This is a genomic window from Micromonospora sp. Llam0, from assembly GCF_003751085.1.
In the GTDB taxonomy this organism is placed as follows: domain Bacteria; phylum Actinomycetota; class Actinomycetes; order Mycobacteriales; family Micromonosporaceae; genus Micromonospora_E.
This window is the reverse complement of the sequence record NZ_RJJY01000002.1, coordinates 1,984,076-2,002,593: the sequence shown is the minus strand read 5'-3', so window position 1 is coordinate 2,002,593 and position 18,518 is coordinate 1,984,076. Positions and strand designations below refer to the sequence as shown.

Annotated in this window: 20 protein-coding genes and 2 tRNA genes; 6 read left to right on the top strand and 16 right to left on the bottom strand. The window is 69.5% G+C overall.

All coding sequences use genetic code 11. The annotated features are described in order from the left end of the window. Positions 1-96 precede the first annotated feature (96 nt). The 3 genes from EDC02_RS36375 (at position 97) to EDC02_RS36370 (ending at position 456) form a co-directional block, all read left to right on the top strand. A tRNA-Ile gene (locus EDC02_RS36375) sits at positions 97-170 on the top strand. A 34-nt stretch (positions 171-204) separates the two neighbouring features. Then, positions 205-333, top strand: coding sequence for a DLW-39 family protein (locus tag EDC02_RS42150; RefSeq protein WP_233606623.1), 129 nt, complete (start codon positions 205-207; stop codon positions 331-333). A gap of 50 nt (positions 334-383) precedes the next feature. Then, a tRNA-Ala gene (locus EDC02_RS36370) sits at positions 384-456 on the top strand. A gap of 76 nt (positions 457-532) precedes the next feature. On the opposite strand, the gene EDC02_RS36365 is transcribed toward EDC02_RS36370, so the two are convergent. The 13 genes from EDC02_RS36365 to EDC02_RS36310 all read right to left on the bottom strand — a co-directional run bounded on the left by EDC02_RS36365 (position 533) and on the right by EDC02_RS36310 (position 9,930). Continuing rightward, complete coding sequence (locus EDC02_RS36365) at positions 533-1,753, bottom strand: site-specific integrase (RefSeq protein ID WP_123606631.1); 1,221 nt, start codon at positions 1,751-1,753, stop codon at positions 533-535. 1 nt (position 1,754) lies between these two features. Continuing rightward, complete coding sequence (locus EDC02_RS36360) at positions 1,755-1,940, bottom strand: AlpA family transcriptional regulator (protein WP_123606630.1); 186 nt, start codon at positions 1,938-1,940, stop codon at positions 1,755-1,757. Continuing rightward, positions 1,937-3,724, bottom strand: coding sequence for a replication initiator (locus EDC02_RS36355; protein WP_370461601.1), 1,788 nt, complete (start codon positions 3,722-3,724; stop codon positions 1,937-1,939). Before EDC02_RS36355 ends, EDC02_RS36360 begins: the two co-directional genes overlap by 4 nt. Continuing rightward, a complete protein-coding gene (locus EDC02_RS36350) occupies positions 3,721-4,302 on the bottom strand; it encodes a DUF2637 domain-containing protein (RefSeq protein WP_123607428.1) in 582 nt (193 codons plus the stop codon). The genes EDC02_RS36355 and EDC02_RS36350 overlap by 4 nt, the downstream gene beginning before the upstream one ends. A 29-nt stretch (positions 4,303-4,331) precedes the next feature. Beyond that, positions 4,332-4,544 carry a hypothetical protein gene (locus tag EDC02_RS36345; protein WP_123606629.1) on the bottom strand — a complete coding sequence of 71 codons (213 nt, stop codon included), beginning with the start codon at positions 4,542-4,544 and terminating at the stop codon, positions 4,332-4,334. Positions 4,545-4,550: 6 nt separating this feature from the next. Beyond that, positions 4,551-4,820: a hypothetical protein gene (locus tag EDC02_RS36340; RefSeq protein ID WP_123606628.1), complete on the bottom strand. Its 270-nt coding sequence runs from the start codon at positions 4,818-4,820 to the stop codon at positions 4,551-4,553. Continuing rightward, entirely contained in the window at positions 4,817-6,499 is a 1,683-nt protein-coding gene (locus EDC02_RS36335; protein ID WP_123606627.1) for an FtsK/SpoIIIE domain-containing protein, read from the bottom strand. Before EDC02_RS36335 ends, EDC02_RS36340 begins: the two co-directional genes overlap by 4 nt. Then, a complete protein-coding gene (locus EDC02_RS39945) occupies positions 6,496-6,726 on the bottom strand; it encodes a hypothetical protein (protein WP_148083489.1) in 231 nt (76 codons plus the stop codon). The genes EDC02_RS36335 and EDC02_RS39945 overlap by 4 nt, the downstream gene beginning before the upstream one ends. Positions 6,727-6,827: 101 nt before the next feature. After that, on the bottom strand, positions 6,828-7,247 hold the full coding sequence (locus tag EDC02_RS36330) for a transcriptional regulator (RefSeq protein ID WP_123606626.1): 420 nt from the start codon (positions 7,245-7,247) through the stop codon (positions 6,828-6,830). A gap of 253 nt (positions 7,248-7,500) precedes the next feature. After that, a complete protein-coding gene (locus EDC02_RS36325) occupies positions 7,501-8,265 on the bottom strand; it encodes a glycosyltransferase family A protein (RefSeq protein WP_233606621.1) in 765 nt (254 codons plus the stop codon). Beyond that, a complete protein-coding gene (locus tag EDC02_RS36320) occupies positions 8,253-9,065 on the bottom strand; it encodes a GntR family transcriptional regulator (protein WP_233606620.1) in 813 nt (270 codons plus the stop codon). The genes EDC02_RS36325 and EDC02_RS36320 overlap by 13 nt, the downstream gene beginning before the upstream one ends. A 107-nt stretch (positions 9,066-9,172) precedes the next feature. Then, a complete protein-coding gene (locus EDC02_RS36315) occupies positions 9,173-9,685 on the bottom strand; it encodes a hypothetical protein (RefSeq protein ID WP_148083776.1) in 513 nt (170 codons plus the stop codon). Further along, positions 9,682-9,930 carry a hypothetical protein gene (locus tag EDC02_RS36310; RefSeq protein ID WP_123606623.1) on the bottom strand — a complete coding sequence of 83 codons (249 nt, stop codon included), beginning with the start codon at positions 9,928-9,930 and terminating at the stop codon, positions 9,682-9,684. Before EDC02_RS36310 ends, EDC02_RS36315 begins: the two co-directional genes overlap by 4 nt. Positions 9,931-10,601: 671 nt before the next feature. Between EDC02_RS36310 and EDC02_RS36305 the strand changes: the two genes are divergently transcribed. Next, entirely contained in the window at positions 10,602-11,084 is a 483-nt protein-coding gene (locus EDC02_RS36305) for a GntR family transcriptional regulator (RefSeq protein ID WP_199758047.1), read from the top strand. A gap of 518 nt (positions 11,085-11,602) precedes the next feature. Here EDC02_RS36305 and EDC02_RS36300 read toward each other — a convergent pair. The 3 genes from EDC02_RS36300 to EDC02_RS36290 all read right to left on the bottom strand — a co-directional run bounded on the left by EDC02_RS36300 (position 11,603) and on the right by EDC02_RS36290 (position 14,142). Further along, positions 11,603-12,643: an ImmA/IrrE family metallo-endopeptidase gene (locus EDC02_RS36300; RefSeq protein WP_123606621.1), complete on the bottom strand. Its 1,041-nt coding sequence runs from the start codon at positions 12,641-12,643 to the stop codon at positions 11,603-11,605. Then, complete coding sequence (locus tag EDC02_RS36295; protein ID WP_123606620.1) at positions 12,640-13,254, bottom strand: hypothetical protein; 615 nt, start codon at positions 13,252-13,254, stop codon at positions 12,640-12,642. Before EDC02_RS36295 ends, EDC02_RS36300 begins: the two co-directional genes overlap by 4 nt. A gap of 306 nt (positions 13,255-13,560) precedes the next feature. Continuing rightward, positions 13,561-14,142: a calcium-binding protein gene (locus EDC02_RS36290; protein WP_158632429.1), complete on the bottom strand. Its 582-nt coding sequence runs from the start codon at positions 14,140-14,142 to the stop codon at positions 13,561-13,563. Between the two features lie 196 nt (positions 14,143-14,338). Here EDC02_RS36290 and EDC02_RS36285 point away from each other — a divergent pair, with 196 nt between their 5' ends. Both EDC02_RS36285 and EDC02_RS36280 read left to right on the top strand, forming a co-directional pair. Next, the gene (locus EDC02_RS36285; RefSeq protein WP_148083775.1) at positions 14,339-15,217 is read left to right on the top strand and encodes a helix-turn-helix transcriptional regulator; all 879 of its coding nucleotides are present in this window, start codon (positions 14,339-14,341) and stop codon (positions 15,215-15,217) included. Beyond that, complete coding sequence (locus EDC02_RS36280) at positions 15,157-17,559, top strand: BTAD domain-containing putative transcriptional regulator (RefSeq protein WP_123606617.1); 2,403 nt, start codon at positions 15,157-15,159, stop codon at positions 17,557-17,559. Before EDC02_RS36285 ends, EDC02_RS36280 begins: the two co-directional genes overlap by 61 nt. The last annotated feature ends 959 nt before the right edge of the window (positions 17,560-18,518 follow it).

Here is an 18,518-nt window from a genome sequence, read left to right as displayed (position 1 = left end):
CCCCATGGTCCGGGCGCTCCGTTCGCCGGATGCCGGTGCCTTTCGCCCCGAGTTGGGGTGTAGGACACGGGTGCGGTAACCTTGCTCGTCGCGTACGGGGCTATAGCTCAGTCGGTTAGAGCGCAGAGCTGATAACTCTGAGGTCGCTGGTTCGATTCCAGCTAGCCCCACTCCACGACAGTCGAGCGTAAGGGGACACGCCCCATGGTCAAGAAGATCCTCATCATCGCCGGCGTCATTGGCGTTGCCGCGCTGATCGCCAAGAAGGTCAAGGAGACCAGCGACGAGCGTGCCCTCTGGCACGAGGCGACCACCGCTCCTGATCTTCGCTGACCCCTCCTGTCCCCGGACTGCGGTCGTCACCGCTGCGGCGGGGACCGCTCGGGGCCATAGCTCAACTGGCAGAGCACTGCCTTTGCAAGGCAGGGGTTAGGGGTTCGAGTCCCCTTGGCTCCACTCACCACCCGTCCTGACCAGGGCTTGGACGTTTCCCAAGATCCACTAGTACAACTCCAGTACAAACCAGAGTTGATCATGGTTGGTGGCTCCCGCCCGCCGCCGCCCGCAACGCCGCCCCGACCAGGCCACGCGTGCGCTCCCGCTTCGGCCACCAGTGCACGTACGTCTCCAACGTGATCCGCAGCGTCTTGTGCCGCAGCAGCCGCTGTACCTCCTGCGGCTCGGCGTGGTTCGTGATCAACGTCGTGGCGAAGAAGTGCCGCAGCGCGTGGAACGTGCCGTGCTCCTTCGGCCACCCCGCCGCCTCCCGCCATCGCGCCCACTCCCGCGACCAGGTCCGGTCAGTGAACGGCCGACCGCGCGTAGTGGTGAACAACAGCGGCACCGTCCGGCGCACCGGATCACCCCCGCAGATGTCGACCAGCTCGACGCCGACCGGCGGAAACTCGCGGACGTGATCGGCCAGCATCTCCGCCACCACCGGATCCAGATCGATCGTGCCGGACGAACGAGCTTTCGGCTCACTGAGGTAGAACCCGCCGTACACCTTGGGTGAGTAGCGCAGTTGCTGAACGATGTGCAGCTCGCCGCGCCCGGCGTCGACGCACCGCGTCCCGTCCTCCATCCCCAGCGCCTCACCGTGCCGGCAGCCCTGACCCGCACCGAGCCAGATGGCCGCCCGGTAGCGCGGCGGAACGGCGTCGATCAGCGCCAACACCTCCGCCTCAGTCGGCACCCACTTGGGCACCCGCGAGACGCCCCGCAGCACCTGGGCCAGCTTCACCCCGTCGCACGGGTTGTCCGGGATGAGCTTGTCCGCGACGGCCGCCGCCAGGACCGCATCCAGCAGCTCGAAGTACAGCCGCAGCGTCGATCCCGGGGTGTCCTCGGACAGCCGGCGGGTCAACCATTCGAGTACGGATGTGAGCCGGATCGACCGCGCCGGTTGGTCGCCGAACACCGGGTACAGGTGCAGCCGCAGGTTCGATTCCACCCGCCGCCGAGTCTCCACCGCCCAACCGATCTCACGGGACAGCCGCCAGCGCTCGCCGTACTCCCGGAACGTGATCTGTCGGTCGGCGAGGTCGACCCTGGTCTCACGGGCGACACCGGCACGGGCATCGGCATCCCACGCGTCAGCGTCGACCTTGCGCTCAAAGAACATGGTGCGCGCCCGACCGGACGCGTCGGTGAACCGGACCCGCCACCGCTTGCCCTGTCCATGCCGCTTCGAGGGCAGCCGCTTGCCGTTCGGCCCGCGCTTGTTCAGATACCAGAGATCATCAACGGGCATGTCAGGCCGCCTGATCCGCGAGCCAGGCCCGCACGTCGGCCGGGTCGTACCGCAGGTGACGGCCTACCCGTGACGCCCGTGGCCCGGTCCCCAGGTACCGCCACTGGTAGAGCGTCGACTGAGGAACCCGCAGGTACGTCGACACTTCCTGAACAGTCCAGAGAGGTTCAATGGTGGGGGTGGTCATTGCATCCCTTCGCCGCCGTCGCCAGTTGCCGAAAGGTCGTGCCTCGCCTCCTGGGCCGCCCGGTCCTTCGCTGCGAGCAGTTGGGAGCGCCAGCGGGCGCGTTCGGAGATGGAGCGCAGGAGTCGGTGCCCGAGGGGGGTGACGTCGGGGTCGTCGGGTCGGGCCAGCTCCCAGGCGTGCCGGGACGAGGTCGCGCCGTCGGTGCCGGTGGGCTGGTCGACGCCGGCCAGGTCGGTGGTTGCGCCGAGTAGCGCCCGGACCCAGGCGCGGGCGTCGTGTTTGTGGTCGGTGAGGGTTTTGCCGGACCAGTCGCGGGAGATGAGGATGCGCCGGCCGCCGATGCCGAGGGTGGCGCGTTGGTGGACTTTGCCCCGGCAGCGTCCCGGCCGCAGCTTCGCCGACGCGTTCTTCGGTTGGACGCCGTAGAGCAGCCAGTTCGCGCAGCGGTCGGTGCAGGGGGTGACCTGCAGTTGTCGCCAGAACCGTTCGAGGTGTTGGCGTTGCCGGCCGCTGGTGGTGGTGTGGCAGTCGGCGGCGTGTTTGGTGATGTACTTCGTGATGTAGCGGATGGTCCGCTCAGCGTCGGTGGTGCCTGGCATGGCGCCGCGTGCGTCGACCTGGGAGCCGAAGCGGACCACGTGGACCGGTTCCGCGTCCGGATCGGCGTCAACCGCGTCGAGTGCTTCCGCCCATCCGGTCAGCGGCTCGCGGGTGTCCGGGTCGACCCAGGCTGCCTGGTCGACGTCCCAGACGGGCAGGTGTTCGCCGCCGTAGTGCTGGACGTCGACGGACGGCCACCACACCTGGTGATAGGTGGCCGCCGCCACGGTCCGCAGGGTCTGCCGGGGGATGGTGCCGCGGATCGCGAAGTGCGCGTGAGGCGCGAGACGGCGTTGCGGCTCGACGCATCCGGCGTACTGGACGTTCCAGCCTTCACACCGGCGCAGGTTCTGCCAGAACCGGTCGAGGAGTCGGGGGAAGTGGACCGCGTCCCACGCCGCACGCCGGTAGTCGTACCGGTCGGGGTTGACCGGGGTGCCGTCGGGTCGTACGGGTCCGTAGGAGTCGAGGGTGAGTGTGAGCCACATCGACGGCCGGTAGGTGTTGCCGTCGGGTGCGGTGTACGTCTTGCCGACGGTGCGTGCTTCGACGGGTCGGCGGGGTAGGTCGGGTGCGTCCTGCCGTCGCCTGGTCGACCGCTTCCGCCGCTTGCCGCTGTCCTGCGTGTCGCCCTGGTCGACGCTGTCCCCGTCGTCAGTGGTCGGGGTGTGGGGTGGTGCGACGCGGCCGCGTAGTCCTTCAGCCGTGATGGCGTCTTCAACCTCGGTGATGGCGTCGTCGAGGTCGGTGACCTGGTCCCAGTCGGCTTCCCGTACGGCCGCGTCGCGTTCGAACTCGAAGTGCGCCCGCAGCACGATCAGCGCCTTCTGCTCATCCGATGCCGGTTTGGGTGGTGGCAACGGTTCGTCGTCGCGGTGCCAGCCGTCGCGGATCTGCGCTTGCCGCAGTCGGCGGTTCCGCTTCGCGCACGGCGGGCACTTGTCCTCGCGGGTCGCCCCGCAGGGCAGGTCGATGACCTCGGTACGGCCGGTGTCGAGATCGGTCCGCCGCATCGCGAGCGGACGGATGCAGACCCCGTATTCGGTGGCGACGTCGCGCAGGACATCAACCGACCGGGGCAGGCCCATCCGCGCGGCACGGGAGCCGGGCCGAGGCTGCTCGACAGTCGCCGGCCGATCCGTGGCGGATGCTTCCAGGCCGGGGATGGTCGTGGGTACGGTCACCGGCCGACCACCATCCCGTTTGCCCGTCGCGGCTGGACGACCCCGAGCGGCGGCAGCACCGATCCGTGTCCGGCGACGCGGACGGGTTCGACGACGGCAGGCTGCTCGACGTGATCCGGTTCCGGGTCGGTGTCGTCGGTGGGGACCTGGTCGACGGCGTCGGCCTGGTCGACGCGCACCCGCTCAGCCGGACCAGCCGTGTTGGCCGCCGCAGTCGACGACGCCGGACCAGCTGGGACAGCGGGTGCGCTGGACAGGACGACTTTGACCAGGGCGAGGAACGCCAGCGATGGGACAGCGGCGACGATCCAGCCCCACACGGACGGTTCGGCCTCAGCGACCTGCGCGGCGAGGGAGAGGAGTGCGAAGCCGACGAGGAGGACGGCGACGAACCCGACGGGTCGACACGCCCGACGCCGTGCCCGGATTTCCAGGCCGAGGTAGATGGCCATGAGTTCGACGGCGACGGCGTTGGCCCAGCCGATCCAGTGGGGTTGGCCGTGGGCGACGGACAGGTCATGGACGTGGGTGAACGCGGCCGCGCCGGCCATCGAGCCGATGGCGAGCAGGATCACCAGCCGCAGCAGGGTTTCCGTGCGTTGCCAGGTCACGGCGTGTCCTCCTGGTCGGTGATGGTCAGGTCGATGCGGATCCGCATGCCTGGCCGGCCGCGAAGGTTGAGGTAGGTCCGGAGGCCGGAGAGGAAGGCGGCGAGTTGATCAGCGGGGCCGGTCGCGGTGATGCGGATCGGCCGGTGCAGGAGGCGGGCCAGCCACGGCAGCCGGAGCAGGAGCCAGGAGGGGCGGTTGAGGGATGCCATCGGGGGTTACCTCCCGGTCGGGTGGATGGTGGTGCGGATGTGGTCGGGTGGGTCGCCGAGGGAGGCGACCGCTTCGGACAGGCAGCGCCACAGCGCCCACGCCTCGCCGGGGGTGAGGTAGACCCGGCGTCGACCAGAGCCGATGGCGACATACAGCGGGTAGGGGTCGGGCCGGTCGGTGTCCACCCGCACGGAGACGGCTGTTCCGCGCCCGCCGTCGGTGGTGGGGGTCCGCAGCCGGTAGAAGCGCCGCCCCGGCGTCGAGGTCTGCGTCATCGGGGACCACCGCCGCTGTTGGTGTCGGTGTCGCCCTGGTCGTGCCGGCCGTTGTTGTCGCGGAGCAGGTTGAGTAGTGAGTCAGGCAGCAGCGGCCCGGATGGTCTACGGGGCAACGGAATCCGCCGGGTCGACGCGGCAGTCTGTTCCGGTTCGGGTGTGGTTTCCCGGCCGACCTGGGCGAGGATGTCCGCAGCGGCTACCGGGGCGGCGTACTCGGCTGCCATGGTTTTGATGTCGGTGTCGGTGAGGTAGGAGAACCTGACCCGGACCGGGTCGGGGGTGCCGTCCAGCAGGACGTAGCCGACGCCTTTGGCCCAGGACGGCATCTGATCCGCCAACGCGCCCCGGTTGCGTGCGCCGTCGCCCAACACCATGTCGACCTGCGATGCCTCGGTCAGACCGAGCGCGATGCGGGTGGGGAACAGGTCCCGGAACGGCAGCACCTCCTTACGCGGGTCCTGCAACGCGGCCACCACGAGGACACCGACGCCGGCACCCTGCGACAGCAGCAGCCCCAACGAGGCGGCGATCCGCTTACGCAGCTCGACGTCTTGCAGGTACGCCGTCAGCGCCGCCATCTCGTCGATCACCACGACAACCAGCGGATCGTTGACGTTTGGTGTGTGGACCCGGACCGAGCCGGCAAGGCGTGCCTGCCGTTCCCGCAGCACGACGACGGCCTCATCGAGGAGGTCGGCCATGGCGTCGAAGGAGGTGGAGGCGAACCGGGCGAACATCGGCCGGCCGAACGCGAATTCCATCCCGCCCTTGGGGTCGATCACCCACAGCCGGACCAGCCCAGACGACACCCCACCAGCGAGGGACCGCACGAGGGACCAGAGGACGGAGCCTTTCCCGCGTCGGGTCGCCCCACCGATCAGCACATGCGTCGCCAACAGGTGGAGATGCCAGGTCCGCATGTCTTCCCGTACGGCGAGGGAGAGCGCGGTGAAGTCCGGCACGGTCGGCACCGGGAACGGCGGAACGGTCCGGCGTAGGGCGTCGGTGCGGACCAGGACGATGTAGACGACGTCGGGCCGGTCGCGGAACCGGTAGGCGTCGACCTGGCGCAGCAGCCAGCCCACCCAGCCGCCGCCACGCACGGGAAGTTCGTCGGGGCGTTCGGTGTAGACCCGTGCGTGCCGTCGGCCGAACGCGTACGCCAGCTGTTCGGTCGCGTGTTGGAAGTCGGCGGGGGTCTGCCCGCGCAGCATCCGCACCGACAACACGTCAAGGGTCTGGTCACAGTGCACGGCCAGGAGTTGCGGTAACACGGTCTGGTGCTGGTAGACCCGCGACAGGTCGCACATGGTCATCGCTTCACGCCACACCCGCCGATAGACGACTGTGTGCCGCCACCGGCCGAGCACAGGCCCGGCGCACCACGCCCACCAGGACGTTTCGTGCCGCCACCGCCACACCGCCGAACCCAACCCGGCCAGCACAACCGGGGTGACCAGTCCGGCAATGCCGTAGTCGAGGTACACGGCGACCGTGATCACGGAGACGGTGAGGATGCGGGGGTGCTTGAGGCACCACCACAGGCCCCGACCGGTCCAGCGGGCCAGCAGCCCGAGGAGGACCGCCCACCAGGGCAGCCGCAGCCGGCGGGGCCGGACCACGAGCAGGTCACCGGAGACGGTGGTGACGACCTCACCACGGGGACGCCCGATCATCGGCCACCACCGACGACGGGCAGGAATCGGCCGCGAGCGTCGCGCAGCCGGGGGAACGGCAACACCAGCTGACCGGCGCACAGCCCGCACCGGGCCGCATCCCCGCCAGCCGTCGCGGCGTTGTCGGTGTCGCCCTGGACGTCGGGGGTGGGGGTGGGGGTGAACATGTTCTTGCAGTCGCTACAGCGGATCCGCGCCCGATCCGGGGCGCGCTTAACCTGGGACACGTCGGAACCTCACCGAATCTGAGAAGAAGAGGAGTGGGGGAAGACACCAGGGGTGGGGCTGCCGTCCGCCAAGACCAGACAGCCCCACCCCGAACCAGGACCTACGAGCCGGAACCCGTACCGGTACGCGCTTTACCGTTGGAGGCCGCGCCGGCCGGGGCGCGCATCCCCGACGCTCGCAGCGAGTACGCCATCCGCCCGTTGTTGGCCACGTACGGCGTGACCGTCATGTCGTCGAACTCCACGGCCTCGAACGGCACACCGGTCGGCGGAACCGGCTGGTGGTCGGCCGAGATCTTCACCGTGGTCTCCCGCGACCGCTTGCCCAACTCCGGATCCAGGTCCATGACGCGGACCTGCCACACCCGCTGACCCGTCAACTTGTCCTTCGCCGGCGACCGCCGACCCGTCTTCTCGTCGTAGTCCTCGACCTCACCCAACGACTCGGGCACCAACGCGCACCCCGCCGGGAACACGTCCGAACACCGGACCGAGAACCTCGTTCCGCCTCGCAGAGCCATCTCTGCCACTCCCAACTTGTAGTAACGTCTGCCAACCGGCAAGACCAAAGGTAGGGACTACTTGGCAGACATGTCAACAAGTCTCGGAAAGTGGTCCGGTATACCCCGAATGACCCTTGCGGCCCACACCGCAACCCCGCCCAGACCGGCTACCGGGTCGACGGACGCCGACGAGCACCCGGAGAGATCGACGGGCACACGAAGAAGCCCCGCCGGCCGGCTGTGGACCAGGCCGGGGCGGGACGGGAGCCGGTTAGGACAGGGTGATCGTGGTGTTGAGCGCGGTCAGCGCCCGTACCCGTCTTTCGATGATCCGCATCCGGGTCGCGTGTTCGGCTGGTTCGCGGTGCGCGGCCTGGCTGGTGACCTGTCCGGGCCACTTGCGGTACAGCAGCCCGGTTTCCGCGTTGAAGAAGCCGCCGGTGATGGTGCTCGCGGCCAGGAGTAGGCCGGTGTCCTCGGACGCCGGCAGGGCCATCCAGCCGCCCAGGGCGAACAGCACATCCGTACGCAGACACAGCGTCGCCGGATGCACCGGTGCCCGGTAGTCGTTGGCGAGCCAGAACGCGTGCACGTCACCACAGGCGATCGGGCCGGCGGGCGGGTCGGAGTCGAAGCCGACCGTGGACCCGTCCGGCAGCAGATCCAGCACCCGCGACGTCGACCAGCCCACCGACGGATGCGCGGTCAGGGTAGCAATATCCCGGGCGAGGACACCGGGGGTGAGTTGGTCGTCGGCGTCGAGGACCTTCACCAACGGCCCGTCGACCCGTTCCATCGCGAGGGTCCGGGCCACACCAGGGCCGCCGGGACGGCCGACACCCACGGAGATACGCGGGTCGTCGGGTAGGGCGTCGGCCACGGCCCCGGTGCGTCCGTCCTCCTGGACCAGCCACCGCCACCCCCAGCCGTCCGGCATGTCCTGGGCGGCCAGGGAGGCGTAGGCGTCGGCGAGATAGCCGATGCTCGGCAGGTGCACCGGGGTGATGACCGAAACGACCTGGGTCAAGCAGGCCACCGGGTGAGCGTGTTCGAGTACACGAGCTCGGTGCGGTCGCCGGGCATGACGACGTCGGCGACCTCCACCACCCGCTCACCGATGTCCACTGACGTCTTCCGCACGGTCAGCACGGACACGCCCGGATCGATGTCGAGGAGTTCGGCCTCATCCGGTGACGGCGGCCGCGCCCGGATCTCGTCCACGATCCGGTCCAGCTCGATGCCGACCGTGTACAGCTGATGCTGCGTACCGCCCGGCCACGGCTCGTTGCCCGCGTCGAGCAGGTCCGGGTTCCCGGCGATCAACGCCACCGGCAGGAACGAGTACGACACCGACAACGGAGCCGACTCAGACCGGGTCGTCGTCCAGTACACCCGCCGCAGCAACTCCGTACCCGGCTCGACGCCGAACGCGGCAGCCATCTCGGCATCGGCCGGGACGCGGGTGTACTCGGCGTGGAACTTCAGATCATCGACCGTCAGACCGGTGTCATGCTCCGTGCCGCCCGTCGCCCGCCGTTCCGCCTCGGGGAGGAGGACGCGGTCCTTCTCCCACTGGTAGCGCTCCGTGTTTCGCCGCCGGACCCGTTGACGGGGAGCCCGTACGTAGGTGCCCCTGCCCTGTTCGGCGCGGACCAGGCCCCATTCCCGCAGCTGCCGGATCGCGTTACGGACACTCGTGCGCGACAGGCCCGACGAGTCGGCCAACTCGGTTTCCGACGGCATCAACGTGCCCGGCGGCATGTCCCCGGACAGGATCTGACCCCGCAACTGCTCAGCGAGTTGCAGATACCGGGGTCGCCAGTCCTTGGCCGTCACGCCGGCAACGCTACCCCCTAGACGTTCATACGTCTGCCAGGTGGTCGGCGCTCCCGGACGGTCCGCCCACACCCCGCCCCGCACCACCCTGCGGCTGATCCGCTGGGTCATGGTCCGATCACCAGCGGCTCCATGTCGGCCGGCACCAGCACCGTGTAGACCGGGCCGCCGGACTCCTGCCGCACCGACAACAGCGCCGCTGTCGGGAACTCCGGAACCTCGTCGGTGTCGACGACCAAAACCACGCCGCCGAACAGCAGCACCCGCATCCCCGGCTCCAACTGCGCCGCCCGCCGGTACGCCAACCCCTCCACCCGCTCGGTCGGGCGGGTGAACGCGTGCAGCAGCCGCGTCGCCTGGTTCAGGCCGCCGAGGAACCGCGCCGCCGGACCCGGCTGCAGCAACACCGTCTGGGTTGACGCGTACCGGGTGACGTCCACCTTCACCCGTACGTCCGACACCGCACCGTGATCGGCGATCACATCCGCGCTGACCCAGCCCGTGCGCTCCGTCCCCGCCGTCACCAGACCGGCCCGGTGCATCCGGTCACGCGGACCACACCCCGCACACCACACCGGACACAACACCAGGCCCCCCGGCCGGGCATCCTCCCCGTTCACGAGCCGCCCGCCTTCCCCCGGTCGGCGCCGTTGGTGTCGTCGCCCGGTCCGGTGCCGGCCGCGTCGGCGTCGGCGAGCAGGCCGGTCAACGCGTCGACGAGCTTGCGTACTTCCGACAGCCGCAACTCGGCACACCCCGCGCCGAGCCATGGAGCAGCCGCGTGTACCGCCACCACCGGTGGCAGCCGGTCACCACCGATCAGATAGGCGACCACACTGCCGCCCGCGACACGAGGCGTGCCCACCTGACACAACCTGGACCGGTGCCGCCGCGCCATGTGCGCGAACAACGGAGGCACCACATGCCCACACCGATCCCGCGCACACCACGCCGGATGCTCCACCTTCTCCGCACCACCACCGACTGGGGTCACCGCGACCACCGCCCACCAGCAGCCCGGAACCGCTGACCCACCGTCAACAACGGCGCACCCACCACCAGCGGAGACACCCGGGTCGGCTCCACCGCCCACCCAGGAACGACACGAGCCACCGCCCGCACAGTCGGGCCGGTCCGACGTCGACGACGCCACCACGCCACCAGACATGTCCGCGAAGCTTTCATGATCAGCACCTCCCACGCTGACAGGAGACCGGCGACCCCACACGCAACGGGGGGAACGCACAGAGCCGCCGGCCCCACCGCGAGACACGGCGCACCGCCCGGCGGGCGGAGTCGGGTAACGCCGCACCCCGACCAGGACGCACACCACCCGCACCCCCACCACATAGGAGGTGCTGACAGGCAGTACGCGAGCGTGTGGCCGGGACGCCGAACGCAGCCAACCCCTTGATCACGAGCGGCTAACCCGACCACACACAGGGAAACGTACCTACAAGTGGACCTGTTGTCCAGACGTAGAAACGAGCAGCCAGACGGCACTTGACTACACAACAGACAGGTAACGTGACACAAGTGCCAACCCCGCACTACGGAACACCCCGCTACCGCCGCGTAGCCGACCAACTCCGCGACCGCATCACCAGCGGCGCCATACCACCCGGCGCACTCCTACCCGCAGAAACCGCACTCGCCAAAGAGTTCAACGTCGCACGCGGCACCATCCGCGCCGCCATCAACGCCCTACGACAAGACGGACTCGTCACCACCGAACACGGCCGAGGCACCCACACCCGACCAACACCCGCCCCGCACAGCGCCGACAGCGCCCACCAGAACGACGCAGACCGAGCGACCGCCGCCAGCGACTCCGGCGCGCAACGCCGCTACATCGTCCACATCCCCATCCACGCCCACGACCTCACCGCAGCCATCCAAACAGCCCGAACCATCGCGGCGACCCTCGTTGACGCCCGCACTGAGCTACGCGGAATCGACTACCGCAGCGCCACCGTCACCGCCGACGAGGACCAGGCCCAGCACCACCGCGTGACCTGACGTCGCCGTTGACGCGAGTCATGGTCAACCCAACTACCGCGCCGCTTCCGCTCCTCGCCGCTGGCGCGGCTGCGGTGCGGGTCGGCTTGGTCCCGACCTACGTCGGCAGCACTCTCGGAAGACCGTCAGCAACCTAAATCTTCTGCCGCTTGCGCAGGGCCGCGTACCAGCAGCAGCAACCCGCAGTCACTGCTTCCCACGTTGCCGAATAGTTCTGTACTGGATCAAGGCGCCGCGCCCAGCGCGGCGCGCGGGCGGAACACCGCCCGGCGGCAAGCCGCCCCGGACCGCTACGCGGCCGGGGCGGAAAACCACCGTCACCGCCGGGCAACCGCCCGCCGCGCCGCGCCATGTAGTTGAGGAGCCCGCCACTGTCGAGCCTAGGCAAGGCAAAGCCGACCGACCTCAGGGTGACCAAGGGTCAGACGTATAAACACTCTGCATGCGCCCTGAGCGCGTGGCCCGAATCCCGTTGGGTGAGTCGACGGCAGACGGGACGGGGAGATCACTTGTGATTTCTAAACGGCACGCAGAATGCGGCTGGGTGGTCGGAAAGGATGCTCTTCGCCTTCATCAAACCCAGCAATAGCGGCAATTTGCTGCGCGGTGAAACCCTTTTCTGAGAGCATCGTCCCGATGCTGCTGGGTAAGTGAGGATGTTCGGGTGCGATCTCGTCACTCGCCGGCTCTTGTGTGCGCCAGCCCTTCGCGCTCAACTGCTTATAGAGGTTTGTGCGCGCTGTCGGCTGAATTGTTCCAAGGCTCGATGCGCGCTCAATAATTGCCTGCATTGAAACGCCCCACTCGCGCTTTAGATCTACGAGTCGACCGAGTGACAATTGTCGTAGTTGTGGGCGAATTACATCTCCGGGCATTAGAAATTCGGCGGCAAAAGCATTCGCTTCGCGCTCGATCTCTGGCGAGACGTGGGATGAGTGTAGGACGAGGTGGCCCAGTTCGTGTGAGAGTGTGAGGCGCTTGCGATCTGTAGGTGCGCGGAGATTTATTAGCATAATGGGATGATCGCCAATCCATTGCGATAATCCATCGATGCGCGGCGTGCCGAAGTCCTCTTCCAAGACCAGGCATCCAGCAGCCTCAAGCCAACGAACAAGGTGGCGAACGGGTCCGGTTGGTAGTCGCCACTGCATTCTAACAAGGCGTGCTGCTGCGGCAGGATCAACGTCGATTGGATCGAAGGTCGGAATGCGTTGATCGGCATGTAGCGACACTTCTTCGAAAAGGTGGCGAGTGTGCATCCTGTACATGTTTAGTTTTGCTTCAAGTCTTCGCCAAATCGTGGGCTTGACGGTTGCCTGGCGTCGCATGTGGGCGTCGATCGCCATCGCGCCGTTCACGCGTCCGGTCCCGCGAAGAAAGTCAGCTGTCACACCGAGCGCCCCCGCAAGTGCTGCCAAGACATCTTCGTCTGGTTCCCGTTGGTCGTGCTCGTAGCGTGAAAGGGCGGCCTGAGTGACCCCCGCCATAATTGCCAACTCTTCCTGCGTGAGTCCGCGTGCCCGGCGAGCTGTCATAAGAGCCTCGCCGAGGTAGTTCATTCGGGCTCAGCCTCCTTCGCGGACGGCCTATTGATGTCGACCACCGGGGCGATTGGCCCGTCCGTTGGTGGTGGAGTGAGGTCCAAGGTGCCAGTGTCACCCGACTCATCGGCCGGAGGGAGCTCCTCCAGCCATATGATCTTGTCACGTCCGTCCCGGAGCGAGATCACCGGGACCCCGACTTGCCGGAGATCAGAGTCCCACATATACCCTGTTATCAGTCGAATCTCCTCAAGTCCCTCTAGGGCAAGCTGCCCTTGGAACATGAACTCAAGCGCGGTAGGGGTCGGATAGGTCCGAACGACACCTGACGAGCTGTGGCGCTTGACTCGAAGCCGGTGCTGCCAGCCCACCGTGATCTCTCGTGTCGGTTCGTGGTCGTGGATGTTCACGTTCGGTATCCCATCCAGTTGCACTGTGAGGTGGTCCCACATGCGGTCGTGGATCCAGTTCGCGAGCCCGCGTTCGCTGCCTCGTGCCACCCAGGTAGGGAAGGTTCTGCGGTACAGGCGAAGGTCCTGTGCGGTTCCTGCTGCCGACTTGCTGATGCCCGTCAAGACCTTGTCTCCCAGGGAGTCGCAGACCTCACGGAAGGATGGGTACGAAAACATGCCAGAAAATATACCAGCGAAGCCGCGCGTCGGCCGCCGTACCCGACGGTGACAGCAGGTCCACCGGGTCGGCCATGATCAACTACGACAACGTCGGTACAAACGAGGCCCGAAGCGGCTGCGAGGGGCCGAGAGACATCGAGGAACCCGCCGCAGGCCAGCGAGCCGACCCGCCCGGTTTGACCCGATCCGCAGCCCGGACGCGGGTTAGGGGTTCGAGTCCCCTTGGCTCCACAGAACGCGACAGCAGGCACACGCACCCGTGTCGGTGACGGGGCGGTACCGCCCCGTCACCGGTGCCAGTGGTCAGTCGACGACGACCTCGCATTCGTTCGGGTGGCCGGTCAACCCGGACCGGATGGTGTCGTTGCCGCTGTTGCCGTAGCAGGCGTCGAGTTGTGCGCCGCTGGTCTCGGCCATGTTGATCCCGCCGAAGATGGTGTCGGGCCCATCCCCGCCGTAGATGTCGTCGTTGTCCTCGTTGCCACGCAGGGTGTCGCCCCCGACCTGGCCGTAGATGGTGTCGTCGCCGGTGCCACCCCAGATCTCGTCGGCGCCGCCGGTCACCACGACACCGAGGCCCTCACCCCACAGGAAGTCGGCTCCGCCCTCTCCGAAGATGCGGTCGGCGCCCTGACCACCGTAGACGGCGTCCACCCCACCGCCGGCACAGATGACGTCGTTGCCGCCCCGGCCGTCGATGATGTCGCTGCCGGACGAGCCTCGGATCACATCCCGTCCGCTCGTCCCGTTGATCGTGCCGGAGCCGCTGATGGTAACCGGCTCGCCGTCACAGGTGTGGGTGGCGGCGGCCGGTCCGACTGGACCGACTACCGCGACTGCCGTGGCGACCGCCACCAGGGTTCCGATACCTACGTGCCTTCGCACCGTTCCTCCTTCTGCTCTGCCGGTCGCGCCGTCCGTGACCGGCGTAATCAGGATCGGAACGGCGGTCACGGTCGGCTCAGCGCCGCGTCACAGCCGGATTGTCGACAGAGGTCTTGCCGCCGGCAGCGGGCCCGCGCAGCCTGTTCCTGCCGGAGAGGGACGAGCCCGTCTCTGCCGGAGAGGCAGGTGAGCAGCGGTGCGTTCGTCAGGGCCGGGGCGGCAAGGTCCGGATTGCCGGATCGTGGTCGCCGCCGCCGGTTACGGCAAGACCACCGCGCTGCGCCGCTGGTTTCCGCCGTCGGGCGTGCGCTGGTGGCGCGGGCCGGAGGTGACATCGCAACGGCTGGTCGATGAGATCCGGGCGTTCGTCGAGGACCGCCCGCTGGTCGTCGACGATTTGCCCCGGCTGTCCGCCGAGGCGGTGCAGGCCCTGGCAGCGGCTGTCGACGACCTGCCGTACGCCGCGACGGTGGTGCTGTCCAGTCGCTGGCCGCCGGCTGCCACGGCGCCCGGCTGGGTAGGTCGGTGCGGGTGGCAGGAGCTCGGTCCGGCCGATCTGGCGCTCACCCCGGAGGAGGTCGGCGACCTCCTCGCCGCTGAACACGGACTGTCCGATCCGGCCCTGGCCGACCAGGTGTACGGGGCGACCGGCGGTTGGCCGGCGCTCGTCGCGCTGACCGCCGAGACGCTACGGCTGGACGGGGTGCCGTCGGGCGACCTGGTGCCGACCGTCAGCCAGCCCGGCGGTCCACTACAGACGTACCTGGTGGGTGTGGTGCTGGCCGGACTGCCGTCGGCGGCGGTCCGGCTGCTGCGCTGCGCCGCCGACCTGACACCGTTCAGCGCCGAGCTGGGTCGGGCGCTCGGGCACCGGCAGGCGACGGAGACCGTACGGTTGCTGCGCCGCAGCAGCCGCCGACTCGGCAGGGTCAGTCGGCCCGGCAGCGGCAACCGGCCCGGCGGCACACCGATCTCGCCGCAGCCGCCGCCTGGTACGACCAACACGGACCGCCGGTGGCTGCGGCCCGCGCCTACCTGCAGGCCGGCACCGACGCGGCGGCCGTCCGAGTCCTGACCGAGCATGGCGACCGGATGCTCGCCGCCGGGCAGGCGGGCGAGGTCGTGGAGCTGGTCGCCGCGCTGCCCGAGCCTCGCGTCACCCGGCGACTGCGGCTGCTGCTCGGCGACGCGTTGCGTACCAGTGGCGATCTGACCGCGGCCGAACGGGCGTACGACGCGGTGGCCGCAGCCGGGTCCGACTGGGACGCCGGCCTGGCCTGGCGGGCGGGGCGGATCCACTACCAGCGTGGTGACGCCCAGGCGGCGCTGGAGACCTTCGCCCGTGGCCGGGACCGGCCGTCCCCGCCGGCCGAGATGGCTCTGCTGCTGGCCTGGACCGCGCACGCTCAGCTGCTGGCCGGCGCGGTGCAGACCGCCACCGGGTACGCCCGGCGGGCGGTGACGACGGCCGCTGCTGCCGGCAGCGAGGAACACTTCGCGCTGGCCCAGCCGATCGCCGAGCGTACCGGCGATGTCCTGCTGCTGACCCGGATCCACACCAACCGCACCTACCAGCTGCTGCGCACGGCGCGGTACGCGCAGGCGCTGGCGGCCGCGCAACTGTCCGCCCGGTACGCGGCCGTCGCCGCCTCGCCGAGCCTGCGCGCCATCGCCACCAGCAACGAAGCCGATGCGCTGGCGATGCTCGGGCGCTACGACGAGGCAGCGGCGCGGTACGAGACCGCAATGGCGCACTACCAGCGCAAAGGGTCCCGCCGGTTCGCGAACGCCGTACTGGGACTGGCTGAACTGTATCGCCGTCGGGGCTGGTGGGAGCAGGCCCGCGCCGGGTACGAGGAAGCGGTCCGGGTTGGTGAGGACACCGGTAACACCTATGTCCTGGTGCCGGCGCTGGCCGGGCTGGCGCTGGCGGTACTGCCCGACGACGTCAAGGCGGCCGCCGTCCACGCCGAACGGGCCAGGGACCTCGCCGCCGAGGAGATCATGGTGCCGGCCCTGCTGGCGCAGGGCTGGGTGGCGCGGTACGACGGCGACACCGCCGGCGCCGCAGCGTTCGCGGACGAGGCGGCCCGGGTGGCGGGGGCACAGCGGGACCGCGCCGGGCTGGCCGACGCGTTGGAGTTGCGCGCCGCCGCCGAGACCGAGCCTGCCCGGGTACGCGACGCGCTGCGCGAGGCGTACGCGATCTGGACCGGTGCCGGGGCGGAGGTGGAGGCGGCCCGCCTCCTTGTCGCCCTCGGTCAGCTGCCGGCCGTCAGCACCGACGACCGGCTCGGCGGGCTGTTGGCGGCGGAGCGGCTGGCGGCGGCCAGCGCTCGGGCGGACCGGCCGGCGATCCTGGCCGCGACCTACGCCCGGCCAACCCCCGGTGCCGGCTCGACCCCCGGTACCGGGCCGACCGCAGTCGGCGAAGTCGTCGTCCGGGCACTGGGCCGGTTCGAGGTCCGGCTCTCCGGACGACCCGTGCCGGTTTCGCGGTGGCAGTCCCGCAAGGCCCGGGACCTGCTTCGGATCCTGGTCGCGAGACGCGGCCGGCCGGTACCCCGCAGCGAGTTGAGCGAGCTGCTGTGGCCGGCGGACGACCCGGAACGCACCGGACACCGGCTGTCGGTGCTGCTGTCCATCGTCCGTGCCGTCCTCGACCCGGCGAAGGACTTCGGTTCCGACCGGTTCATCGTCGCCGATCAGGGCAGCATCGCCTTGGACCTGACGGCCGTGCGGGTCGACGTGGAGGACTTCCTGGCACAGGTGGGCCACGGCCGCCGGCTCCTGGAGCGGGGGATGACGGCGCAGGCGCGGGCGATGTTCCTCGCCGCCGACCGGGAGTACCGCGCGGACGTTTTCGAGGACGAACCATACGACGACTGGTCCCGTCCGTTGCGGGAGGAGGTGCGGGCGGCGTACCTGAGTCTGCTGCGCATGCTGGCCCGGACGAGTCGGACCGTCGCCGGACCGGCCGCCGCGACCGGCTACCTGCTGCGGGTGCTGGAGCGGGACCGTATGACGAGCCGGCCCACTGCGCGCTGGTCCGCGCCCTGGTCGCGGCGGGTCAGCACGGCGAGGCCCGCCGTGCCTTCGACCGGTACGCCGAGGCGATGCGGGCGATCGGGGTGCGGCCACCGGACCGGACCCTGCTGGTGCCGGCCCGGCCGCAGCCCCGCGTCGCTCGGTGAAACGTGGCACGGACGCAGTGGAATGTGGGACAGACTCAGTGAAAGGTGGGATGGAGCAGGATGCCGTAGCCGGTCAGCTCGCCCTCCGCATCGTCACCGAGCACACCGTCGCTGTGCCTGCCGTCCAGGTCGTGCCGCAGCGGCCCCGCTCCGGCCGGACCGGTGCCCCGGTCGGCCCGCGCACCGGCCAGGTTCCGCAGCGGGTCGGGGACGAGCGCGGTGAGGAACAGCACGCCCTGGCCTCGGACCGACGCGCCGACGCCGTACACCCGCTGGTCGGTGCCGGAGGCGTCGACGATGGCCGTCTTCGGCCAGGCGCCGTCGGTCGCGGTCGTCGCGGTCAGTCGGGTGCCGAGCGAGCCGTCGACTGCGGTCGGGCGTTTGCAGATCGCGTACGCGACGACCCGGGTCGGCGTACTGCCGCCGGCGTGTACCCGGACTCGGCGCAGATCCCGGTCGGGTGCCACCTCGTCGACGTACGACAGGTCTACGTCGGCGTCAACCCGGAAACCGGTACCGGTAACCTGCGTCCGGTCGGGGCAGGTGGCGGTGGCGGTGGCGCTGTCGACGGCGGTCGCCGCCGTACGCTCCGGCGGCTCGGACGAGACGTCGCAGACGGCGTACGCGGACACCGACCAGGCACTGTCGTGACCGGTCCGAGCGGCGGCCGCGACGGTGACCGACGACAGCGTCTGGTCGGGGGCCATCGCGGTGAGTACGACGCCACCAGCGCCGCCGATGATCCGGGCACCCGCTCCGTAGACCGACTGCCCCGGGTCAGGGCAGTGCGCGGTGACGGTCTTGACCCTGCTGCGGTCGTGGTCGCTGGTGAGTACGGCCAGGACCGGCAGCTCGCCCGGCCGGGCCGCTGCCGCCGGGCTCCCGGTTCCGCCGGTCAGCGTCCCGCCGGTCAGCGTCGTACCGGTCAGCGTGACTGCCGTGGCCGACAGGACGGCCATCCGCCGCCGCCACACCCTGCTGATCATGTTGCGCTCCTCGTGATCGGATCTCCGCTCGGGTGTGACCATGGTGCGGAGCTGCGTCACGGTGGCGTCATCAGAGTCCTTCCGTGGATACTCCGGCGTTGCGGCCGGGGAGGAAACGGAACTCCTGCGGAGCAGGGCAGGGAAAGCCGATCCGCCGCCAAGGCGGATCGGCGTCCACCCCACACGCCACCCCACG

Bases quoted from the DNA above. Each gene is read 5' to 3' on its own strand.
- EDC02_RS42150 (WP_233606623.1), top strand. From the start codon at position 205: ATGGTCAAGAAGATCCTCATCATCGCCGGCGTCATTGGCGTTGCCGCG.
- EDC02_RS36365 (WP_123606631.1), bottom strand. From the start codon at position 1,753: ATGCCCGTTGATGATCTCTGGTATCTGAACAAGCGCGGGCCGAACGGC.
- EDC02_RS36360 (WP_123606630.1), bottom strand. From the start codon at position 1,940: ATGACCACCCCCACCATTGAACCTCTCTGGACTGTTCAGGAAGTGTCG.
- EDC02_RS36345 (WP_123606629.1), bottom strand. From the start codon at position 4,544: ATGGCATCCCTCAACCGCCCCTCCTGGCTCCTGCTCCGGCTGCCGTGG.
- EDC02_RS36340 (WP_123606628.1), bottom strand. From the start codon at position 4,820: ATGACGCAGACCTCGACGCCGGGGCGGCGCTTCTACCGGCTGCGGACC.
- EDC02_RS36335 (WP_123606627.1), bottom strand. From the start codon at position 6,499: ATGATCGGGCGTCCCCGTGGTGAGGTCGTCACCACCGTCTCCGGTGAC.
- EDC02_RS36330 (WP_123606626.1), bottom strand. From the start codon at position 7,247: ATGGCTCTGCGAGGCGGAACGAGGTTCTCGGTCCGGTGTTCGGACGTG.
- EDC02_RS36300 (WP_123606621.1), bottom strand. From the start codon at position 12,643: ATGAACTACCTCGGCGAGGCTCTTATGACAGCTCGCCGGGCACGCGGA.
- EDC02_RS36295 (WP_123606620.1), bottom strand. From the start codon at position 13,254: ATGTTTTCGTACCCATCCTTCCGTGAGGTCTGCGACTCCCTGGGAGAC.